Annotated in this window: 19 protein-coding genes; 15 read left to right on the top strand and 4 right to left on the bottom strand. The window is 70.1% G+C overall.

Going from position 1 to position 20099, the window contains the following annotated elements:
- Positions 1-60: 60 nt before the first annotated feature.
- The 6 genes from IPK71_02640 to IPK71_02615 all read left to right on the top strand — a co-directional run bounded on the left by IPK71_02640 (position 61) and on the right by IPK71_02615 (position 7263).
- Positions 61-1644, top strand: coding sequence for a hypothetical protein (locus IPK71_02640; protein MBK8212621.1), 1584 nt, complete (start codon positions 61-63; stop codon positions 1642-1644).
- A complete protein-coding gene (locus tag IPK71_02635) occupies positions 1629-2045 on the top strand; it encodes a hypothetical protein (GenBank protein ID MBK8212620.1) in 417 nt (138 codons plus the stop codon). Before IPK71_02640 ends, IPK71_02635 begins: the two co-directional genes overlap by 16 nt.
- A complete protein-coding gene (locus IPK71_02630; GenBank protein MBK8212619.1) occupies positions 2042-4843 on the top strand; it encodes an OmpA family protein in 2802 nt (933 codons plus the stop codon). Before IPK71_02635 ends, IPK71_02630 begins: the two co-directional genes overlap by 4 nt.
- A gap of 59 nt (positions 4844-4902) precedes the next feature.
- Positions 4903-5595, top strand: coding sequence for a hypothetical protein (locus IPK71_02625; GenBank protein ID MBK8212618.1), 693 nt, complete (start codon positions 4903-4905; stop codon positions 5593-5595).
- Between the two features lie 183 nt (positions 5596-5778).
- Entirely contained in the window at positions 5779-6156 is a 378-nt protein-coding gene (locus IPK71_02620) for a hypothetical protein (GenBank protein ID MBK8212617.1), read from the top strand.
- Between the two features lie 39 nt (positions 6157-6195).
- On the top strand, positions 6196-7263 hold the full coding sequence (locus tag IPK71_02615) for a hypothetical protein (GenBank protein MBK8212616.1): 1068 nt from the start codon (positions 6196-6198) through the stop codon (positions 7261-7263).
- Positions 7264-7296: 33 nt separating this feature from the next.
- Here IPK71_02615 and IPK71_02610 read toward each other — a convergent pair whose 3' ends face one another.
- Positions 7297-8283 (bottom strand): hypothetical protein, encoded by a 987-nt coding sequence (locus IPK71_02610; protein ID MBK8212615.1) that lies wholly within the window; start codon positions 8281-8283, stop codon positions 7297-7299.
- A 275-nt stretch (positions 8284-8558) separates the two neighbouring features.
- Between IPK71_02610 and IPK71_02605 the strand changes: the two genes are divergently transcribed.
- The 8 genes from IPK71_02605 (at position 8559) to IPK71_02570 (ending at position 16435) form a co-directional block, all read left to right on the top strand.
- On the top strand, positions 8559-9476 hold the full coding sequence (locus IPK71_02605) for a hypothetical protein (protein ID MBK8212614.1): 918 nt from the start codon (positions 8559-8561) through the stop codon (positions 9474-9476).
- 220 nt (positions 9477-9696) lie between these two features.
- Positions 9697-10149: a hypothetical protein gene (locus IPK71_02600; GenBank protein MBK8212613.1), complete on the top strand. Its 453-nt coding sequence runs from the start codon at positions 9697-9699 to the stop codon at positions 10147-10149.
- Positions 10150-10185: 36 nt separating this feature from the next.
- Positions 10186-12471 (top strand): protein kinase, encoded by a 2286-nt coding sequence (locus IPK71_02595; protein MBK8212612.1) that lies wholly within the window; start codon positions 10186-10188, stop codon positions 12469-12471.
- A gap of 122 nt (positions 12472-12593) precedes the next feature.
- Positions 12594-13142: a sigma-70 family RNA polymerase sigma factor gene (locus IPK71_02590; GenBank protein ID MBK8212611.1), complete on the top strand. Its 549-nt coding sequence runs from the start codon at positions 12594-12596 to the stop codon at positions 13140-13142.
- Positions 13139-13903, top strand: a complete 765-nt coding sequence (locus IPK71_02585; GenBank protein MBK8212610.1) for a hypothetical protein — start codon at positions 13139-13141, stop codon at positions 13901-13903. The genes IPK71_02590 and IPK71_02585 overlap by 4 nt, the downstream gene beginning before the upstream one ends.
- Before the next feature lie 137 nt (positions 13904-14040).
- A complete protein-coding gene (locus IPK71_02580) occupies positions 14041-14952 on the top strand; it encodes a hypothetical protein (protein ID MBK8212609.1) in 912 nt (303 codons plus the stop codon).
- On the top strand, positions 14949-15842 hold the full coding sequence (locus IPK71_02575) for a hypothetical protein (protein ID MBK8212608.1): 894 nt from the start codon (positions 14949-14951) through the stop codon (positions 15840-15842). The genes IPK71_02580 and IPK71_02575 overlap by 4 nt, the downstream gene beginning before the upstream one ends.
- Positions 15843-15865: 23 nt before the next feature.
- Positions 15866-16435 (top strand): GNAT family N-acetyltransferase, encoded by a 570-nt coding sequence (locus IPK71_02570; protein ID MBK8212607.1) that lies wholly within the window; start codon positions 15866-15868, stop codon positions 16433-16435.
- Between the two features lie 23 nt (positions 16436-16458).
- On the opposite strand, the gene IPK71_02565 is transcribed toward IPK71_02570, so the two are convergent.
- Positions 16459-16872 (bottom strand): hypothetical protein, encoded by a 414-nt coding sequence (locus IPK71_02565; GenBank protein MBK8212606.1) that lies wholly within the window; start codon positions 16870-16872, stop codon positions 16459-16461.
- Positions 16873-16933: 61 nt separating this feature from the next.
- Positions 16934-17413 carry a hypothetical protein gene (locus tag IPK71_02560; GenBank protein MBK8212605.1) on the bottom strand — a complete coding sequence of 160 codons (480 nt, stop codon included), beginning with the start codon at positions 17411-17413 and terminating at the stop codon, positions 16934-16936.
- A 75-nt stretch (positions 17414-17488) separates the two neighbouring features.
- On the opposite strand from IPK71_02560, the gene IPK71_02555 reads away from it, so the two are divergent.
- Entirely contained in the window at positions 17489-18430 is a 942-nt protein-coding gene (locus IPK71_02555; GenBank protein ID MBK8212604.1) for a LysR family transcriptional regulator, read from the top strand.
- Here the strand turns inward: IPK71_02555 and IPK71_02550 are convergent.
- Positions 18393-19718: a hypothetical protein gene (locus tag IPK71_02550; GenBank protein MBK8212603.1), complete on the bottom strand. Its 1326-nt coding sequence runs from the start codon at positions 19716-19718 to the stop codon at positions 18393-18395. The genes IPK71_02555 and IPK71_02550 overlap by 38 nt on opposite strands.
- Positions 19719-20099 lie beyond the last annotated feature (381 nt).

Here is a 20099-nt window from a genome sequence, read left to right as displayed (position 1 = left end):
CTTATGGATACTTCGTTCGAACATGCCAATCCCCAACGGCATGCACGGGCCCGCGCGCCCATGCCCGTGTTCCGGCCCACACGTGCCGTGATCCCCGCGTCGATCGCGGCGCTGCTCTTCGCGTCGACGCCGAGCGCCGCCGCCGATGGGGCCCTCCCCGCTAGGGACCAGGCCGACGTGGACATCACGGCGGTCCCGGCCGATCTCGGGGCGGTCTTCGTCCCCGCGCTCGAGGGGCGCACACCCGACGACGTGACGGTCGTCGTGCGGCAATCGGGGAAGACGGTGGCCGTCGGGAGGCTCGGGAGGCGAATCGCCGTGCCGCCGGGCCACTACGACGTGCTCGTCGGAGATGGGCCTCTCGGGCTCCGGGCGACGACTCCGGTCGACGTCGAGGAGGGCGAGACCGCCGACGTGAGCCCGGCGTTCGGGGTCGTGCGTTTCGCCGTGGTGGACCCGCGCGGGCAGCCCGTCGAGGACACCTTCACCGTCGGAGAAGCCCCCGAGGGGCGGACGTTCGGTCCCTTCCACTCCACGGTCAAGGAGGGCGAAAAGACGAGCGTCGTCGCCTACTTGCCGGCGGGTACCTACTCGCTCGCGCTCGGCAAGAACCCTCGCGCGGAGGAGGGCTCCCAGGTGCTCGTCGTGACCGCGGGGCAGGTGACGCGACTCCGCCTCGTGGTCGACGACGGGAGGCTCCTTCGCTCCGAGGTCGGCGAGGCCGAGGTCGCCGAGAAGAAGGGCCCGTGGAAGCTCCGCTGGGTGCTCGCCGCCGATGGCTCGCTCGCGAGCCGCTCGAACCAGCTCGGGGGCTTCAATGGCCAGTCGCTCATGCTCGGTGGGTATACGAAGCTCGACTTGTCGCTCGACACGGGGCGGCACCTGGCGAAGCTCGATGTCATGGCCGACGAGTCGGCCGTCGGTATCTTGGCCGGTTCGGGCACGAGCACATCGGAGACACCCGTCCAGAAGCTCGTCGACGACGTGCGGGCCGAGCTGCTCTACACCTACCGGCTCGGCGGCGTGATCGGGCCGTACGGCCACGCCATGGGGATGACCTCGCTCTTCCCGACGAAGTACTACCCGGGTCGCACGCTCGACGCGACGACCTACGGGCCGAATGGCGAGATCGCGCGCCGCGATCGTATGGAGCCTGGAACGGCGTATAGGCTCTTTCCGGAGCTCGGTCCGCTCGTCACCCAGGAGGGCGCCGGCGTTGGCTCGGCGTTCGAGGGAGACGTCTTCCGCTTCGCCATCCGTGGTGGCGTGGCGGCCCGTCAGGCCTTCTTCTTCGACGGGCGCTACCCCACGGCCCTCGAAGGCGACACCCTCAAGCTCCAGCAGGTGGCCGACGTCTCCACCTTTGGCGCCGAGGCCACCGCGTCGCTCGGATTTCGCATTCGAGGGCTCCTCGACGTCGACTCACGCCTCGACGCCTTCGTCGGCGAAGACCAGTTCTCTCCCCTCTTCAAGGGAGAGGGCACGTATCGCCCGGTCTATCGATGGGACAACTCGGCCGCGCTCCGGCTCGGGAAGTACGTGTCGCTCGTCTACACGTTCGGCCTCCGTCGTGACGCCCAAGCGATCGAGCGAGATCAGATGGCCCACGCCTTGAGGCTGAGGTTCGCATGGTCGGTATTTTGAAATCGTTGGGTGTCGCCCTCGGTATTTCGGTGGCCTTGTCGACCGTGGGCTGTGGGCGGAACGAGGCCGAGGACCCACCGCGCCCGGCCGATCTGCGGTCCGACCCGGGCGAGCGGATCATGGCACTTCGCGCCGCGGCCCGGGTGGTCGAGGCCGACGCCGACGCCAAGACGGTGGCGCTCGAGCTCGAGAGGATCGCCGGGTGGCTCGCGAAGGCCGAGACCCTCCATCGCTCGGACGAGAACCCCTCGCTGCGCGATCTCTTGCTGGACACCGCCGAGGGGCAGCTCTCGGCCATTCGCGCCCGGTACGCGCTCGAACGTGCTCGCCGCGGCGAGCCTCACTCCGGTGCTCGCCCCACGTCTCCCGAGCTCTCTGCCCTCCCGAAGGGATCGATATGATGAAACGTACTTCCTATTTGTCTATCGTGGGCCTCGGTTTCGTGGCCGCCAAAGTCCTCGCGGGGTGTGCGTCGGCGGCTCCTCCGCCGGCCGTCGCCGACGCCGAGAAGAAGCTCGCCGCAGCTCCCCAAGGCGCAAAGTTGGAGCGCCCGGAGCTGGTTGCCGATGCGAAGGAGCTCGTGGCTCACGCCAAAGAGCTCGCTCAGCGGGGCGAGAACGAGAAGGCGACGCTGTACGCGCGCCAGGCCATCCAGAAGCTCGACATGGCGGGGGCGTTCGCGGAGCGTGAACGCGTCGAGGCGTTCGTCGCGGCGCTCGAGAAGTCCAAGAAGGACAAGAAGTCGGAGGGGTCGGCGCCCCGCGTGGAGGTTGCCCCCCGTACGGAGCGAACCGAGTCGGAGCGCGTGCGCGAGTCGACCGTCATCGTCGTCCCCGGGGCGAACGAGCCCCGCGGTGGCCACGCAGCACCGACCGCGGTCCAATCGCCGCAGCCGCCCGTTGCGCCGCCCCCACGGCTGGACCCGCGTGACGGGTCGCTGCGGGCCGCCGCGGAGCGCAAGCTCGTCGAGCTGCAGTTCAAGCGGAGCGAGGCCATCGGGCAGGGGAAAGACCAGGCGTGCGGCACCGTCTTCCGTGAATACGACTCCATTTTGGAGCTTTCGCAGAAGCGCTTCGACGCCCAGGACTACGAGCGCTCCTACGAGTTCTCCCTCCGCGCCGAGGAGCGCTTCCGCGCGTGCGACGCCCGCTCGGCCAAGCCACAAGCGCCACAGGCGACCGAGAAGCCCGTCGCGGACGATGGCAGCAAGAAGGCCGCGGCGAGCCTCCAGAAGGCGCAGGTCGAGCTCGCTCGGGCGGAGGCCGTGGCCGCGGACGACCCTGGCACGGCCGAAGGGAAGGCGCTGCTCGCGAGCGCGACCGCGTGGTTCGACCGGAAGTCGTTCTCCCAGGCCGACGAGCTCGCGGCCCGCGCCTTCGCGGTGCTCGTACGTGTTCGTCCTAAGGGCGCTGCGACGGGCGCTCCCCCGGGCAAGTCGCCGGTCGAGGCCGGGGAGGAGCCGTGCAGCGAAGCGAAGCGCCTCGTTGGCGAGGCCAAAGAGAAGGACAAGACGTTCGCCGGGAAGAAGCTCCCCGAGTCCGACGAGAAGAAGCGCAAAGAGGCGCTCACCGAGGCCAGCGAGGCCGAGAAGAAGATCGAGAAGAAGGCCTGCTCGGACGCGCTGCCTCTCGCGAAGCGCGCCGCGGAGACGCTCAAACGCATCGAGGCGCCCGAGGCCCCGCAGAAGAAGCCCGACCTCTCGGCGAAGCCGTGGGAGAGCGCGTTCGCGGCGATTCAGGATGCCGAGAAGTCGAGGAGTATCGCGAAGTTGCGCGCTACTACCGACGCCGACAAAACGACCTTCGCGCGGGGCGAAGAGGCGTTCAAGAAGGCCACTGCCGCCTACGAGAAAGATGCCCTCGCGGACGCCGAGAAGTCGGCCAAGGACGCGAAGCTCTTCTTCGATGGCATTCGCGAGAAGAACGAGCCGGGCGCCGTCGTCGCGGCGAAACCCGAAGAGAAAAAGCCCGAAGAGAAAAAGCCCGAAGACAAGAAGCCCGAGGCCGCCCAAGAGGCCAAACCGGCGGAGGCGCAGTCGTTCGCCGAGAAGCGCGTCGCGTCGGTGAAGTCGACCGAGGGAGATCCGGCGTGGCGGGCCGCGTATCCCAAGGTCTACCGGGTGCTTGCGCTGCGCGACGAGGCCAAGGCCATCTCCCCCCAAGAGACCCAGAAGCTCGCCGAGGCCGACAAACGCGTCGAAGCAGCCCGAGCGTCGTGGCGTGCGAAGAGGTACGCCGAGGCCGGGGCGCACGCTGACGCCGCGGCGGTGATCCTCGAGCCGCTCACCCGCGTGACCGCCGACGCGGGAAGCTCCGAGGAGCTCGAAGAGGCCAGGAAGAACGCCGACTCTGCGCTGCGGGACTCGGGGCAACGCTCGACCATCTGCGAAAAGGAGCGGTGCGCGGACCGTGAAGTGAAGAAACACGCCGCCGCCCGCGAGCTCCACGAGTCCGCGAAGCGGGCCTACAACGACAAGCGCTACAAGGTGGCGCTCGACCTGGCGACGCGAGCCACGACCGCGTTCGACGAGGTGTTGGCCGTCCCGCTGCCCGGCGCCGCCGACGACAAAGGCTCGTTGAAGGACGCCGAGGACGCCGTGCGCGACGCCAACGTGGCGAAGAAGCTCTGCTCGACGCGGGGGTGTGCGACCCACGACTCCGAAGGGGTCGTGCGCGCCGGCGAGACCTTGCTGTCGGCGACCGTAGCCTGCAACGACAAGCGCTATGGGGTGTGCCGCGATCGGGCGCGCGAGGCCGAGGGCATCTACAAAAAGGCGCTCGCGGCGGTTCCCACCTTCGAGATCCCGGAGGGGGTCGCGGGGCTCTCTCGCTCGGGGGACATGCTCGTCCCGAGCCCGCCCATCACCTTCACGAACGGCACGGCGACGCTCGACACGAAGAGCCAGGCGATGGTCGCCGCGGTCGCCAAGACGATCCTCGAAAACAAGAAAACCATCCGTCGCGTGTCGCTCGTCGGATACACGGACAATCGCGGCTGGGCCCCCCAGAACAAGAAGCTCTCGGCCGACCGCGCTGCGGCGCTCCGGAACGCGCTCGTGACGAAGGGCGTGCCGGCCGACCTCGTGGTCTCCGAGGGGCGCGGCGCCGAGAACCCCGTGGCCGACAACGCGACGGCCGATGGACGCGAGCGAAATCGCCGCGTCGAGATTCACCTCGAGCTTTTGGACGGTGTGAAATGAAATATTCGTTCTTGGCACTTCACCGTCGCGCAGCGGTCGGTACGGTCGCGTCGGCGCTGGTGGCGCTCTCTTCTTCGACGGCGTTCGCTCAGCCGGATCCGTTTGCCGACTACGACGCGCAGAAGCGCGGCGCGCCGCTCCCCCAGGTGGCTGCCACGGAGGAGCCGGCCGAGGTCGTGCTCCCCGTGAAAAAGGGCGCATTTGCGCTCGGTCTGCGCTCCGCGTTCGCGTACTCGAGCACGTCGGCCGAGAGCTTGACCGGCCCCTCGGAGACCAACTCGACGCTCTTCCTGCGGCTCGCGCCGGCGCTCGAATACCACGTCAAGGACAACCTCGTCGTCGGTGCGTCGTTCGGGCTCCTCCAGAAGTCGATTGGGCGCGAAGAGGGGAGTGGGGGGCGCTCCGAGACGAGCTGGATGCCCGAGCTCTCGGCGCAATACGATATCCCCCTCACGAAACGCCTCGCGCTCATGCCCGGGCTCGGGCTCGGGCTCTACTTCGGCGGGAGCGATCGCAACCTTCGCTTGAACACCCCGGGCAATCCCGTGGTCGAAGAGTCGACGAGCACCTTCGGTGTCGCCGTCACCGTGGCGCTCCGCGTGGGGTACCAGGTGTCGGAGCGCCTCCAGCTCCGCAGCGGCCTCGGCATGTTCGGCACGATCGGGTCCGAGTCGGTCTCGAGCCAGAACGTGAGCCTCGGCACCTCGTCCGCGAACATCACGCTCCCCGTCGAGCTCTTCTACACGTTCTGATCCGGGGTGGCTCCCGGGCGACGCAGCGCGTGCGCGCGCGTGCACACGATGCAGGGAGCTTCGTGCCTCGGGGCCCGAAAACATGAGTGGATCCCGTGTGTTGCATGTGTGCCGATCTGGCATGCGTGATGCTCCTCGGTGGGCATGGACTCGACCCGTGTCTCAGCTCGAGGGGGTGCGAAAGTGAGGCGCGCGCTCGCCGCCGTGATCACCGCGGCATCCGTGCTCGTGGTGCCGTGTCTCTCCTTCGCCGACGTGTTGCCCCGTCCGCCGTCGAGCTCGTGCGGTCAGACCGACTCGATCTCGGCGTGCAACGGGAAGGCGGTCGGCCAAGCATGCACGTACGGGAGCACATCGGGGGCGTGCCAGGCGCTGCGGTGCACGAACGACGCGGGCGAGACCATGCTCGCGTGCTCGCCGACCTCGTCCCCCTCGGACGATTCGGGGGGCTGCGCGGTGGGACCGAACGGCCCGCAGGGGGGCCTCGGCGCGCTCGCGGGTCTCCTCGTCGCCCTCGCGCTCGCGAGAATCACGGCCGCCCGTCGCGTGCGAGGCAGGTGAGCCTTCCCACCGGCGGAAGGCCGCGTAGACTCGTCGAGCTTGTCTTCGCCTCGGCCCCACCCTCGTCTCGCCCTCGCCGCGCTCGCGTTCGCGCTCCTCGGCGCCCCCGCGCGTGAGGCCCGGGCCGAGGCGCCCAAGAAGCGCACGTCCACCCTCGGATGGGACAGGCTGCCCGGGGCCGACGGTTGTGTCGCCACGCAGGCGCTCGCGCGCGCCGTCGAGGCGCGGCTCGGTCGTAAGGTCTTCGTGTCCCCGGCCGAAGCCGACGTCTCGGTCGAGGGCCGCGCCGAGAAGAAGGGGCAGGGCTTCGCCGCGACCATCGTGCTGCGCGACTCCGAGGGCAAGGTGCTCGGCACGCGCTCCCTCGAGAAGGCCGGCGCCTCGTGCGACGCGCTCACGGAGTCGCTGGTGCTCGTCGTCGCGGTCATGATCGATCCCGACGCGGCGCTCGCTCCGGCGCCACCACCACCACCTCCTCCTCCGGCCGAGAAGCCCTCGGCGCCTCCCCCCGAGGTGCGGGTGGAGACGGTGTACGTGCCCGTGCCCGTCCCGATACCCGAGAAGCCGAAGAAGCCGGTGCCGCCTGCGCTCCTCTTCGACGCCGCGTTCGGGGCGCGCTTCACCGCGGGCACCGTCCCCGGCGTGGGGCTCGGGGTGTCGGCCGTGGGCGTGCTCGTGCCGCGCGGCTTCATCGGGCTCCAGGGGCGCGCGAGCTACGTGGTGCCGAGCGCCGCGTCCGTGCTCTCGGCCGAGGTCGCCTTCTCGCACGGGACGCTCGCTGGAGGCCTCTGCCCGCTCGCTCACGTGTTCGGCCCGGCCCTGCTCACGGCGTGCGCCGAGGGAGAGGTCGGCCTGCTCTTCGCGCGCCCCTCGGGGTTGCCGAGGTCGGTCAACGAGATGCGCGCGACGCTCTCCGGGGGCGTCGGCTTCGGTGCGTCGGTGAAGATCGTGGGGCCGCTCACGTTGCGCGCGAACGTCGCGGGCTACATCCCCTTTCTCCGAGAGTCGTTCGAGGTGACCCTCCCCGACGGGACGAGACAAGAGGTGTTTCGTCAACTGCCCGTGACGTTCGGCGGCGACGTGGGTATTGGCCTTAGGATTCCGTAATAGGCAGTCGAGCGGCGCGCGCCGTCGCGCGGATCACGGACTCTTGGCGAGATCGAGGTTGAACGACGGTCTACGCCCGACGGGGTCGGTGTGCGTCTTTCCGTCGATGGTGAGCGTGAGCACTTGGTCGTACGTCCACGGCGTCCCCGAGCACGCCGACTCGATCACCATGGGGGGCACGTCGGCGCCGAAGTTGCCGTCCGACGAGGTCGCCGTGAGCCGCAGCACACCGGGCGACGAGGGCGCGAGCGTTCGCGCGATGGTGCGCCCGCTCAGGTAGTTCTCGAGCTTGACCTCGACGGTCCGCGCGCCCGGCGCCTTCACGGTGAGGCGCGCCGGAATGGCCTGCACCTGGGTGCAGGTCGCGGGTTGGGCCGGATCGTCCCCGGCGAGCTTCCCGAAGGTGAGGGCGACCTGCGCGCCCTCGACGCTCGCGAGGTTGGCGGTCGACCGCGCCGAAGGAGAGATTCCCGACTTCGGCGCGCTCGCCAAGGTCGCCCAGAAGTTGTCCTTGTCTCCGATGGGATCGACGAGCGGCTTCCCATCGAGCACGATCTTCAGGTTCTGGTGGTACTCGAGCGGCTCGCCGGAGCAGCGTTTGCCGATCACGAACCCGGGGATCTCGGCCCGGAACGACACGCGGCTCGCGCGCGTGAGGACGGCGGTCTTCGAGTCCTCCGCGGAGCGCGTGAACGCGACGGTGCGCCCTCGCACGTAGTTGTCGACGATGACCTCCGCGCGCGCCGGGGAGAGCCCAGCGCCCTTGGAGACGGCGACCCGCAGCGGGCTCGCGACGACGACCTCGCACTCCGGGCGGCCGGCGACCGGGCGCGTCTCCTTGTCGAAGGCGAGCACCACGTCCTCGCCGGTCGTGGAGCGCAAGCGCACTTGGAACGCACCCGGGACGGCGTTGAGCTCGTCGTCGTTCGACGTGGCCGAGCCTTCGTCTGCCGACTCCGCGGCGCAGGCGAAGAGGGGGAGCGTGAGGGAGAGGACCATGGCGAGGGGGGCGAGCTTCATGGTCGTCCCACACTGCACGACACGTGCCCACGCGGGATCTCGGCGCGAACCGCGGATTTCTGGCCCGTTGCCCTCGAGGCCCAGGTCACGGGCGGCGCGAACGAACCGTGCCTCCCTCGGCCCGTACGTGATCCACGATCGTCCGAAGAGGCAGAGGTTCGGCCGTGCGAGGCACGAAGGGATCCCCTTGCAGGCTCGCGTGGTTCCTCCGGCTGGCGGCGTGGCGTGGGGTTTCGCGTAGGTTGATGTGGCACAACGCATGCTGAGCGGGGCGCATGCCGAACATCTCGTCGCGCCGCGCGGGTCTGCTGTCCCTCGTCTTCGTTCTCCCGATGGTCGTGCTCGGTGTCGGGTGCGCCTCCGCCGAGGCCGGTGACGAAGACGTCCAAGAGAGCGCGCTCTCGCAGGAGCGGGCGCGTGTGATCCCGCTCGACGACGGAGCGCGCGCGTCGTGCCGGGCCGAAGCGAGCAAGGTCTACTGCTCTCGGGGCGCGGCCGAGGTCGCGGCGCGCTGTGGGGCGCGCGGAAAGGTAGTCGTCGAGACCTCGCGCGGTCGCTGCGAGGCCGACGGCGACGCGTATCCGACGGTAGCGAGCTGCGCGACTCCGCTCGAGGGCGACTGCTCCTGGTACTCGGCCTGTCTCGAGCGGACGACCCCGTGCGGGACCGAGGGGTACGCGCTCGGCTTCGGCGAGAAGTACTGCACGGCCTTCCGGGCCGGCGCCTTCTCGAACACGGGCAAGGTCTGGGTGACGAAGGTGATGCAGTGCCTCCAGCGCGCGCTCGCCGACGACGTCGTCGCGAGCGGGGCGTTCGCGAGCGGCCCGGCCTCGAGCGCGGTCTGCAAGGCGACCTTCGACAAGGCCTTCGCGTCCCACCCCGCGTGTTACACGGCCAAAGAGGCCTCGATCTGCGCCCTCCCGCCCGCGGATCTCGCGAAGGTGCTCTCGACGATCGGCCTGGCCGAGATCCTGCGGCCGCGTACGGCGTTCCAGATGGTGAGCACGGCGTCGATCTGCGTGGGCCAGATCGCGGGCCGCATCTTCGGGATGGACCGCGGCTCCGGTGAGACCGCGTCGAAGGGCGCCGCCGCGTCCGCGGACGAAGCCGCGCTCCTCGAGGTCTGGCGCGGGCTCGAGGTCGGCGACACGTCGACCCTCGACAGGCTCGCGAAAGAAGAGATCGCCCGATGAGGACGCGGGCGTTCGCGCCTTCGCTGTCGTTTCGCGACGCGCTCGTGACGTTCGGGCGTCGTTTCGTCGCGCTCCGGAGCGAGGAGTCGTTTCTTGGGTGGGTCTCAGGACGATCCGCGGCGCCCTCGGACTATCGATCGAACGGAGGGAGAGCGATGTCTATGGCCCGAAAATACCTGCGAAATTCGCTCGGCGGACGGGGTGTGCTCGGGGGCGCCTCGTGAGCCGTCGAGAGCCGCCAGCGCCCGATCTCGGTGGCTTCGGCGCGCTGCATAGGCTGGGCGGCGGGGAGGATCTCACGCGCGGACGCGGCGGCTCCACGCTCGAGCTCGAGTCGATGCGAGCGCTCTACTTGGCCGGCCAGATCGACGCGGCCCTCGAGGTGGCCGATCGGGTCCGTAAGCGCATGCTCATCGCGCTCGACGCCGTGCCGATCGTCATCGTGTCCGACGAAGAGCTCGTTCGCCTCCCGCTCGAGCCCCGCGAGGCGTTCCTCCTCACGCGCGTCGACGGTGTCTCGAACGTCGCGCACCTCCTCGAGGTCGCGGCGATGCCCCGCGAGCAGGTCCTCGAGCTCCTCGAGCGGCTCATCGTGATCGGCGCGCTCGGCCTGGCGTCCCCCGCTGACGAGCCCACCCACCGGGTGACTCAGCCCCCCGCGCCCTCGAGCTGACCCTACCGAGGGGAGAGGGCGTGGTACCTTCGAGGCGTGGTGGACGACACCCAGCTCGCCGAGACGGTCACGGACGAGGGGCACCTCGCCTCGCATGGCGAGCCCTCCGCGGCGGCGCTGCTCGGTCGCACGCTCGGCGGGCGTTACCATGTGTTCGAGTTCGTCGGGGCCGGCGGCATGGGCGAGGTGTACCGCGCGCACGACCGTGAGCTCGACGAGGTCGTCGCGGTCAAGACGCTGCGGCCCGAGCTCGCGATGCGGCCCGCTCTGGTGGAGCGTTTTCGCAAGGAGGTCCGCCTCGCGCGCCGGGTCACGCACCCGTCGGTCGCGCGCGTCTTCGAGCTCCACAACGCCGACGGCACGCGGTTCGTGACGATGGAGTTCGTCGAGGGGGAGCCGCTGTCGGACGTCCTCGCGCGGTCGGGGCCCTTGCCTTGGGGCCTCGCCGCCAGGATCGGCGCGGAGGTCGCGCGCGCGCTCGAGGCTGCCCACGCCGCAGGCGTCATCCACCGGGATATCAAGCCCGACAACGTCATGATCCGCCCGAATGGGCACATCGCGGTGGCCGACTTCGGCATCGCGTTCTCCCTCGAAGACCCCACGAACGACCTCGTCGGCACGCCTGCCTACATGTCGCCAGAGCAGGTGCGCCACGAGCGCACGGGGCCGAGCACGGATCTCTATGCGCTCGGGGTCACGTTGTTCGAGCTCGTGACCGGGGCGCTCCCGTTCGAGGGAGATACGGCCATCGCCGTCATGGTGGCGCGCCTCGACGTCGCGCCGCCCGACCCGCGTGCGCGCCAGGCGAACCTCCCCGAGGCGTTCGCGCGGCTCGTCGTGAAGGCCATGGCGCCGAGCCCCGCCGACCGGCACCCCGACGCGAGCTCCCTCGCCGCCGCGCTCGAAGAGCTCGCCTCGTCGTTCGCCGAGCAAGCCCCGCTCGCGGTTCGCCCGCGCGATCTCGCCCGTGATCCGGCGCCGACGGTCGCCCTCGCGCCCTTCGTCGAGGCCGGTCCCGAAGCGCGAGAGGTGCTCGGCGCCATGCGAGACGAGCTGCTCCTCGGCCTCTCGACGGTCGAAGGCCTGAGGCTCCACTTGGACGACCACGAGGCCCTCCGCTCCACGTACGGGATCGTCGGTCGCACGATCTCGGCTGGAAAGAGGCTGCTCCTCGAGGTGCGGAGCCGCGAGGCCGACGAGGTCGTGCTCTCGGGGCGCTTCCCGCTCGAGGCCAAGGTGATCCCCGCGCTCGCCGACTTCGTGCTCGACGGGCTCGCTCTCAGCGCGTCGACGCGACGGCGCGCGCGCGAGGACATCGGCCTCCCCCCGGGCGCGATCGAGCCATGGCTGCGCGCGCGGCGGGTGTTCCGCCGAACGTTCGCGCTGGACGACGGCGAGTCGCTTCGGCTCTACGAAAGGGCGCTCTCGTTCGCCCCCGAGCACGCGGTGCTGCTCGCAGGGCATGCCATGGCGCTCGTCCGTTTTGCGTTCTTCTCCACGGCGGCGCCGCCTGACCTCGACGCTGCGCGCCGCGAGATCCAGCGCGCGCTCACGCTCGCTCCGAACCGCCCCGAGCCCCACATCGCGGCGGGGCACTTCGCCCTCCACGCGGAGGATCCCGTCTCGGCGGCCCGCCACTTTCGCGCGGCCGTGCGGGTGGCGCCGGGATGGCCCGACGGGCACGAGTGGCTCGGTCGCATGCTGCTCGAGGCCGGCTTCCTCGATGACGCGCGCGCCCGCCTCGAGGCTGCCATGGCGCGCGAGCCCGAGCTCTACGTGCTCCGGTGGGAGCTCGCGCGAGCCGATGGCCTCGAAGGTCGATGGGGCGAGGCGAAGCGTCAGATCGATTTGCTGGAGCGGAGCGAAGGTCAGCGCCTCGGACGCCCCTTCGGCATGCTCCGGCTCGCCCTGTGGAGCGGAGAGGCCGAGTGGATTCGGCAAGCCGTGTCCGATCTCGAGGCGCGCCTCGAGTCCGGTGTCTTCGATCCGGATCTGTGCCGCGCGACCGTGGCCGCCGTCCGCGGAGATTGGGGAGCCGCGCGCGAGACCTGCATCGCCAAGGGGCTCCTCGAGCCTCACGCGAGCCAACGTCGCAGCGCGTTCTACGCCCAAGTGCTCTGCGACTTGGCCTCGGCCGCCGGCGACGTCGACGTGGCCCTGCGAGGGCTCGAGCGCGCCGTGGGCCAAGGGCTCTTCGACGTCCACTGGTACGAGAAGAGCCCGAGCCTCCGCGCGCTCCGGGCCGATCCGCGCTCGCGCGAGCTCCACGCGACCTTGAGGGAGCGCGCGGCCCGCATCCACGACGCGCTCTACGAGGGGTGACCAGGTTGTGCCCAACATGCCGGAACCCAAGGGCTTTTTAGCGCCTTAGGACTTTTTCTCCGGACCCTCGATAATGCGCCCCGGGAGCCTCCACGAACGGGTGGCGGTCCTTCCGCGAGCCCATGCAACCCCAGCCCGTCGCACCCGACCCGAGGAGGTCACCTCACGACATCGCGACGGTGTTCCGCGAGAACTTGCCCTTCGTCTTCCGCGCGCTCCGGCGGCTCGGGGTGGCCGAGGGCGACGTCGACGACGTATGCCAAGAGGTCTTCTTGGTCGTGATGCGCAAGCTCGCCGAGTTCGAGGGGCGCTCGCAGCTCCGCACGTGGATCTACGGCATCTGCGTGCGGACCGCGTCGGACTACCGCAAACGCGCGCCTCGCCGCCGCGAGGTGCTCACCGACGAGCCGCCCGAAGGCGTAGAGCACGGCACGCCGCTCGACAGGGCGACGGTCTCGCAGGCGCGCGATCTGCTCGACCGCATCTTGATGCAGCTCGACGACGACAAACGCGCCGTGTTCGTCCTCTACGAGATCGAAGAGCTTCCCATGAACGAGGTCGCCCAGGCGCTCGAGTGCCCGCTCCAGACGGCGTACTCTCGCCTCCACGCCGCCCGCAAACGTGTCGAAGAGCTCGCCCGTGAGCTCGAGGAAGGAGGTCGCGCGTCATGAGCGACGATCCCGTGAGAATGCGCGACGGTGGCTCGGCCTTCTTGAAGAAAGCCCTCGCGGGCGCGCGCGCCGACGTGCCCGACGCCCCTCGCACGGAGGCCCTCGAAGCCCGTATTTTGCCGCTGCTCGTGCCGCCCGTGCCTCCCCCCATGCCGCCGGGCGGGGCCTCGGCCATCAAGGCCGGAGCGGCGGCCGCCGGGGCCAAAGCAGGGCTCTTCTCGCTCACCAAGGGCACGCTCGCCGCCATCGCCGCGGCGGCCGTGCTCGCGGGCGCAGGGGTGGGCACCGCCGTGGTGCTGTCGAGCGCTCCCGTCGTGCCTGCGCCGAGCGGCGTCACGTTCGTGCCGAGCGCTGCCCCTTCCACGCCCGCATCGTCTGTGCCGAGCGCCGACCTCTCCCCCTTGCCGAGCGTGAGCGCGCCCGCGAGCGCGCCGAGACCACGCCCGTCGTCCTCTTCGTCGCCCGCCGCGAGCGCTGCGCAAGACGCCGACCCCGCGCAAGAGCCCGCGCTCCTCCGTGAGGCGCAAGACGCGCTCCGGTCGAGCCCCGCGCGCGCGCTCGCCAAAGCCGAGGAGCACGCGCGCACCTTCCCTCGAGGTCTGCTCGCCCAAGAGCGCGAGGTCATCGCCATCGACGCCCTCGTGCGTTTGGGTCGTCGCCCCGAGGCCGAGGCCCGCGCGGCGCGCTTCGCCAAGGCGTACCCCGGCTCGTCCCACAAGACGCGCATCGACGCGCTGCTCGCCCCGCCCGAGAAGCCGTGATCGGTGGGCATTTTATGACGTGATATCGATAGGTTGGGAGAAGTCGTAGAAAGTTCGTCGCGGCCCTCATAATGCCGCCCCGGCGCCACCACCCACTCTCCGAACCGCGTCGCTCGGCGACCGGCAAGGAGGATCTGATGCGCTCGTTCGGTCTTGCTTCGGCTCTCGTCGTCTCGTCTCTCGGCCTCTCCCTCGTCGCCTGTGGCGGCTCGACGGTCGACATCCCCGACCCGTCCGGAGGCGCGCCGACGACCCCCGAGGGCAACCCGCCCGGAGGCGAGACGACGCCCGGTACACCCGGAGCTCCCGACACCGCGTCGGGGCCGATGGTCTCGGTGCACGTCCGCGCGACGCAGGCCGCCTTCGCGCACGCCCCGGGCTCGTCCGGGCAGACCCCGAGCCTCCAGCGCATGGCGTGGAAGAGCCTCACGCTCTTCACCTCGAAGGACGATCCGAACGGGTACACCGTGTTCGATCACGGGAGCGCCCCGGTCGAAGGGGGCCTCTCCGAAGGCGACGACACGGTGCTCGCCAAGCTGCCCATCAAGAGCCTGCGCGCGGGCCGCTACACCTACGCGCGCGTCGAGGTGGCGTACCTGCGCTTCCACGTGGCGTCGACCATGCACGCCTCGGGCTTCGCCATCCCGGGCACGTTCGAGAACGTGCAGGTGCTCACGAACGGGACCACGCTCGACGGGCAGAAGCGGGACAAGGGCTACTACCGCTACACGTTCGTCGCGCCCTCGATCCCCAAGCAGAGCGTCGAGGGGGCCGACGCGCCCCTCCCGACCACCACCGGGCAAGGTGGTATCGCGCTCGAAGAGGGCAAAAATGGCCTCGTCTACGCCTTTCCGATCGACATGACGATCGACACCGGCGTCACGGGGGACCTCCACGCCATCTTCGAGGTGAACACCCACGAGAACTTCCGCTGGGTCGATCAAGACTCACCCGGCTACCGCCGCGGCGTCTACGACACGACCCCTGGCACCTTCGAGCCCGTCGTGAGCTTCGGCGCGAACGCGGCCCGGCTATACTGGGAGCAATGAAGCGCACCGTCGTCTCGGGGCTCGCGGTGGGGTTCGCCGTGGGCGTGGTCTCGGTCGCGTGCTCGGGCACGGTCGACGTGGGCGGCTTCGATCCGGCCGACTCGGGCAAGGCGAGCGACGCTCCCTCGGGTGACGCAGGGTCGCAGCCGAACGGCCCGACGGTCGAGGTGCGCCTCCGCGCGACGCAAGCGAAGGTACCCGTCCTCGAGGGGACGTCGGGCCAGACGCCGCTCGCGCAGACCCTCTCCATCGTGAGCCTCTCGCTCTACCGCGACGCCGCCGATGTCTCGCCGCTCGTGGTGTTCGACGCCAAAGACACGGGCGCCGACGGGGTCACGTGCAGCGTAGCCGACGGCGCCGACACGTCGATCGCCACGGTGCCCATCGCGCGGCTCGTCGCCGGCAGGTACACGCGCGCGCGCATCGGCGTCACCAAGGTCACGTGGAAGGTGCGAGGCCGAGCGCACACCCAAGGGCTCGCGTTCGACGGCACGTTCGACACGGTGCAGGTCCTCACGAAGGGAGCCACGGCCGAGGGCGCCGTGCGCGACCAGGGGTACTACAAGACCACCTTCGAGACGGTGGGCGCGCAGCCCGTGACCACCGAGGGCGTGCAGCCGCTCCCCATTCCGCCCACGTCGGGCATCGTCACGTTCGTGAACGAAGGCGCGCGTGCGTTCTACGAGTTCCCCGTGGACCTCGTGGTCGACACGGCCGTCACCCAGAACCTCGCGAGCGTCTTCGAGGTGAACACGTACGAGAACTTCCGTTGGCAAGACCAGGCGACCGCGGGTTACGAGGCCGGCGTGTGGGACACGACGGGCGCCGCGTTCGAGCCCGTCGTGAGCTTCGGCGTGAACTCGGCCAAGCTCTCGTTCGTGCAGCGCTGAGATTTCAGGGTTACCGTCGGCGGATGAGGGTCGAAACGGAGGAGCTCGTCTACCGCGCGGTTCGGGAAGGCGACCGCGACGCGTGGATTTCTGCGATGCAGGCGAGCTCGGCGCTGCACGCGCCGTGGTCCCCGAAGCCCGGGCCGGAGGACACGCTCGCCGTTCGCTTCGACAGGCTCCTCGGGCAGCACCGTTCCGGGTCCTCGTTCAAGGGCCTCGCCCTGTCGCACGCGGGGGACATCGTGGCCTTCGTGAACCTGAACGACATCGTGCGCAGCGTCTCGCAGTCCGCGAACGTGGGCTGGGCCGTGCACGTGGCGTTCGCCGGGAGGGGCCTCACGACGCTGGCCGTCCGCGCCGCCCTCGACCTCGCCTTCGCGCCCGTCCCTCATGGGCTCGCCTTGCACAGGGTCTCGTGTGCGGTCATGCCGAGGAACACGCGGAGCCTCCGCGTGGCCGAAAAATGCGGATTTCGGCGCGAGGGGCTCGCGAAGAAGCTCGTGTGCATCGCGGGCGAGTGGGAAGACCACCTGCTCTTCGCGAAGCTCGCCGAGGAGCACGAGGCTGGCCGTGCCGTCTCCCCTCGGGGATAGGCCCTCGCCCCGAGCTCGGGCTGCTACGGGGTGCGTTCGACGCGGTAGGTGCACGTGCGCGCGTCGTTCGCGCCGTACGCGGTCGATGTCGCGAAGTCGATCACGAACCCGGCTCCGTTCGTGCAGCGGCAGGTGGACTTGTCGCATTCGTCGGTGCTCACCGGGTTCTTCGTGCCGACCCCGGCCGCGCACCGCGTCCAGTACGCGCCATGCCCCGTCGAGACGTCGCACGCCACGGCTTCGCCGCAGGCGGGACCGTTCGACGCGCTCGGGACGAGCCGGAGCCCCGAGGCCACCATGCTGCAAGCGCCACCGTCTCGTGCGGGGCTCGCGTTTTCGGCGCCGGGGCCAGAGTCCTCGACGGCGCCGCCGCACGCGAAGGTGAGCGTGCCCGAGAGAAAGAGGAGGGCCAAAATGGGCCGAATCGTGCGTCGCATGGGACCTCGCGGGGAACGAAATGACGTCGGTGTACGTGGGAATGGAAACAAGGGTGTGCCGTCATGGAGAGGTGGGCACGACCTCGACGGAGTAACTGCATGTCCGCGAGCGGCGCTGGCCGTACGCCCACGCGATGTCGAAATGGACGGCGAACCCGACCCTGTCGTCGTGACAGGTGCAGGTCGTCTCGTCGCACGAGTCGGTGAAGACGGGGGCTTCCGAGCCGACTCCGCCCATGCAGCGCACGAACGCCGCGCCGTGCCCCATGAGGACCTCGCACTCGAGGGGCGATTGGCATGCCTGTTCGTTCAGTGGGTTCGGCGTGAGGTGCAAGGTCGATGGGACGAAGCGGCATGCGCCGCCGTCGCCGCCGGGGATCGCGGGGATCGCTGCTGCGTCGGTCGTCGCGGGGGCGGCGTCGCCCGGGGGGGGAGGAGCGGGGCTCTCTTCGGCTGTGCGGAAATCCTCGACCTTGCCGCCACACGCGGCAAGAGCTCCCATGACGATCACGGCGACGGTGGCGAACGAGCGACGAATCATGGGTAGAACCCTCGCACGAGGCCCCTCTCGCAGGAAGGCTCACCCATCCACGGCGGCTGTGCGAAAATCCACATCATGACGAGCTGGGACGATCTCCGGTACGTGCTCGCGCTCTCGCGGCACGGTTCGCTCGCGCGCACGGCGAAGGCGCTCGACGTCGACCACACGACCGTCGGCCGCCGCGTCGAGTCCGCCGAGGCCTCGCTCGGCGTGACGATCTTCGCGCGGACGTCGCAGGGCTACGTGCCGACCCTCGAGGGGGAGCGTGTGCTCTTCGATCTGCTCCGCGTCGAGGATGCCGTGCTCGCCCTCCAGCGCGGCGCCGACGCGAGCAAGAGCGTCGTCGAGGGGGCCGTGCGGGTCACCTCGCCCGAGACGTTCGGCGCGACGTACCTGGCCCCTCTGCTCGCGGGGCTCGGCGCGCGCTACCCCAAGCTCGCCCTGGAGCTCGTCACCACCGGCACCGTGCTCGACCTCTCGCGCCGCGAGGCCGACGTCGCCGTGCGGTTCTTTCGCACGCCTCACGAGGACCTCGTCGTGCGCAGGGTGGGGCACGTCGCGTATGGCCTCTACGCCTCGCGTGGATACCTCGCGAAGCGCCCGCTCACGCGGCCCGGGGAGCTCCGTGAGCACGCGATCCTGACGTGCCCTTCGGGCCCCAAGGTGGTCGATGGCTCGTGGGTCGCGAAGCTCTCGGGCGGCGCGCGCGCCGTGCTCGTGTGCGACTTCACCATCGCGCTCCTCGAGGCCGCGCGCAGCGGCTCGGGCGTCGCGGTCCTCCCGCGCTATCTCGGCGATCGAGAGCCCGACCTCCAGCACGTGCCCATGCCCGACGAGCCGAGCGAGCCCATCTGGCTCACCGTCCACAAGGACGTGAAGGGCACACCGCGTGTGCGGGCCGTGCTCGACACGCTCGCCGAGGCCTTCGCGCGGGACGCCGAGCGGCTCGCCGGTGCGATGAAAGCGCGCCCGAGAGCGGCTACTTCTCGGGATACCCGAGCACGTTCACGTCCGTAAAGAGGGACTTGTCGTTGCCGAACCCACACGTGACGTCGTGCGTCTTCGGGTCGACGTACCCGAACCCCGACGACCGGAGCGGAGGGGCGCCCTCGCGCTCGATCCGCGTGAACGTGGGCGACGCGCCCGAGAGATCGAGCGCGAAGAGCCCGGTCTCGGAGACCTTGGCGTCTTTGGTTCCGCCGTAGACGAAGAGGCGCTGGCTCTCGGGCTCGAACACGCCGCACCCGTTCCGTCGGCCCGAAGGGGGGCTCGCGCCGAGATCGAGCGCGGACCACTCGGGGACGTCCTTCGTCATGTCGAGCGCCCACGCGTCTTGGGCCGCGTTCACGGAGTCTCCGCCCTTCGGCTTCTGCGCGCCGCTCCACACGACGAGGCGCCGCGATTTCGGGTCGAACGCCGTGAACGAGCCGTACCGCGCGGTCGGCGCCACGGAGGGCTTGAGCTCGGACCACGTGACCGTGTCGCCCTCGAGCTTGCCGACCCACGTGTCGCCCAGGAACATCGACGAGGCCTCGTAGCTCACCCCGCCGAACACGACGAAGCGCGACGATTTCTCGTCGAATGCGAACGCGTGGAGGGAGCGGCCCGCGGGCGCCGTGCCTGCGAACGTGAGCTTGGTGAACGTCTTCGAAGGGTTTCCGAGATCGACGCGGTAGAGGCCGCCCTCGTCCTTGTCGTCCTTCTTTGCGCCGCCGTAGAGGTAGTGCACCTTCGACCCGGGGGCGCGCGCGACCCTGCGCGCACCGGCGGGCTCGGGCACGTCGCCCGTGGGCGTCCACGTGGCCCACGTGCCCTTCGCCATGTCGAAGACGAACGCGTCACCGAGGGGCTGCCCGTACGGCTCGTAGCCGAACCCGTGGAGCATGTACGCGACCCGACGCTCGTCGTCCTCGAAGAAGGTCGCGTGCTCGCGCGCGATGGGCCCTTCGTCCTTCTTCCACTGAAAACGCGTCTTCCACGCGATCGCGCGCACGCTCACGCCGAGCTCGGCACGTGCGCCTTTGGCCTCGACGATGACCGTGCCCTTCTCACCGGCCTCGTACGACGCGGCCACCACGAGCTCGGCGCCCTCGACCTTGGCCGTGAGGCCCTCGCTCGGCGTGACGACGACGTCGCTCGCCGTGGCCCCTTCGAGCCCGAGCGGAACGCGCGCGGCGCGCCCCTGGTCCACGCTCACCGTGGGAGGGATGGTGAGCACGGGCGTGGAGCTGCCCGGTGCGGCGGCCTCGGTGGTGCAGGCCGAGGCGAGGAGGAGGGCGAAGAAGAAGGGCCGCGAGGAGCGCATGTGCTCGATGGTAGCAACGGACGTGCCTCGGGTGGTCGAGCCGAAATACCAGGTTTTCTCGGGCTTCCGTCCCCTTCGGACGGCCCGGTGTGCGAAGCGCGACGCCGCCCGCGAGGATCTTGTCGGTCGTGGCGCTCGAAGCGGCGACACGGCGGCGACTGGCAACTCCGATGACCCCTCTCGAGCGCCGCTCGTGAGGCGCTTCGACGAACCTTACGCAGCCTTCAATGGGGTCGTAGGTGCAAGATGTCGCGTCGAAAAGTCGAAAAGTCGCGCCCCGCGCTCGAGGAGGGTGAACGATCGCGTGAATGCCGTGCGATGCTCCTCCGTCAAGTCGTGTTCGATAGCGAAGGGTTTGCCCGGTCGCCACGTCGATGGCCC

Source organism: Myxococcales bacterium, assembly GCA_016712525.1.
Taxonomy (GTDB): domain Bacteria; phylum Myxococcota_A; class Polyangia; order Polyangiales; family Polyangiaceae; genus JAAFHV01.
Note: the sequence above shows the minus strand (reverse complement) of the source record. Positions and strands in the feature narration are given on the sequence as shown.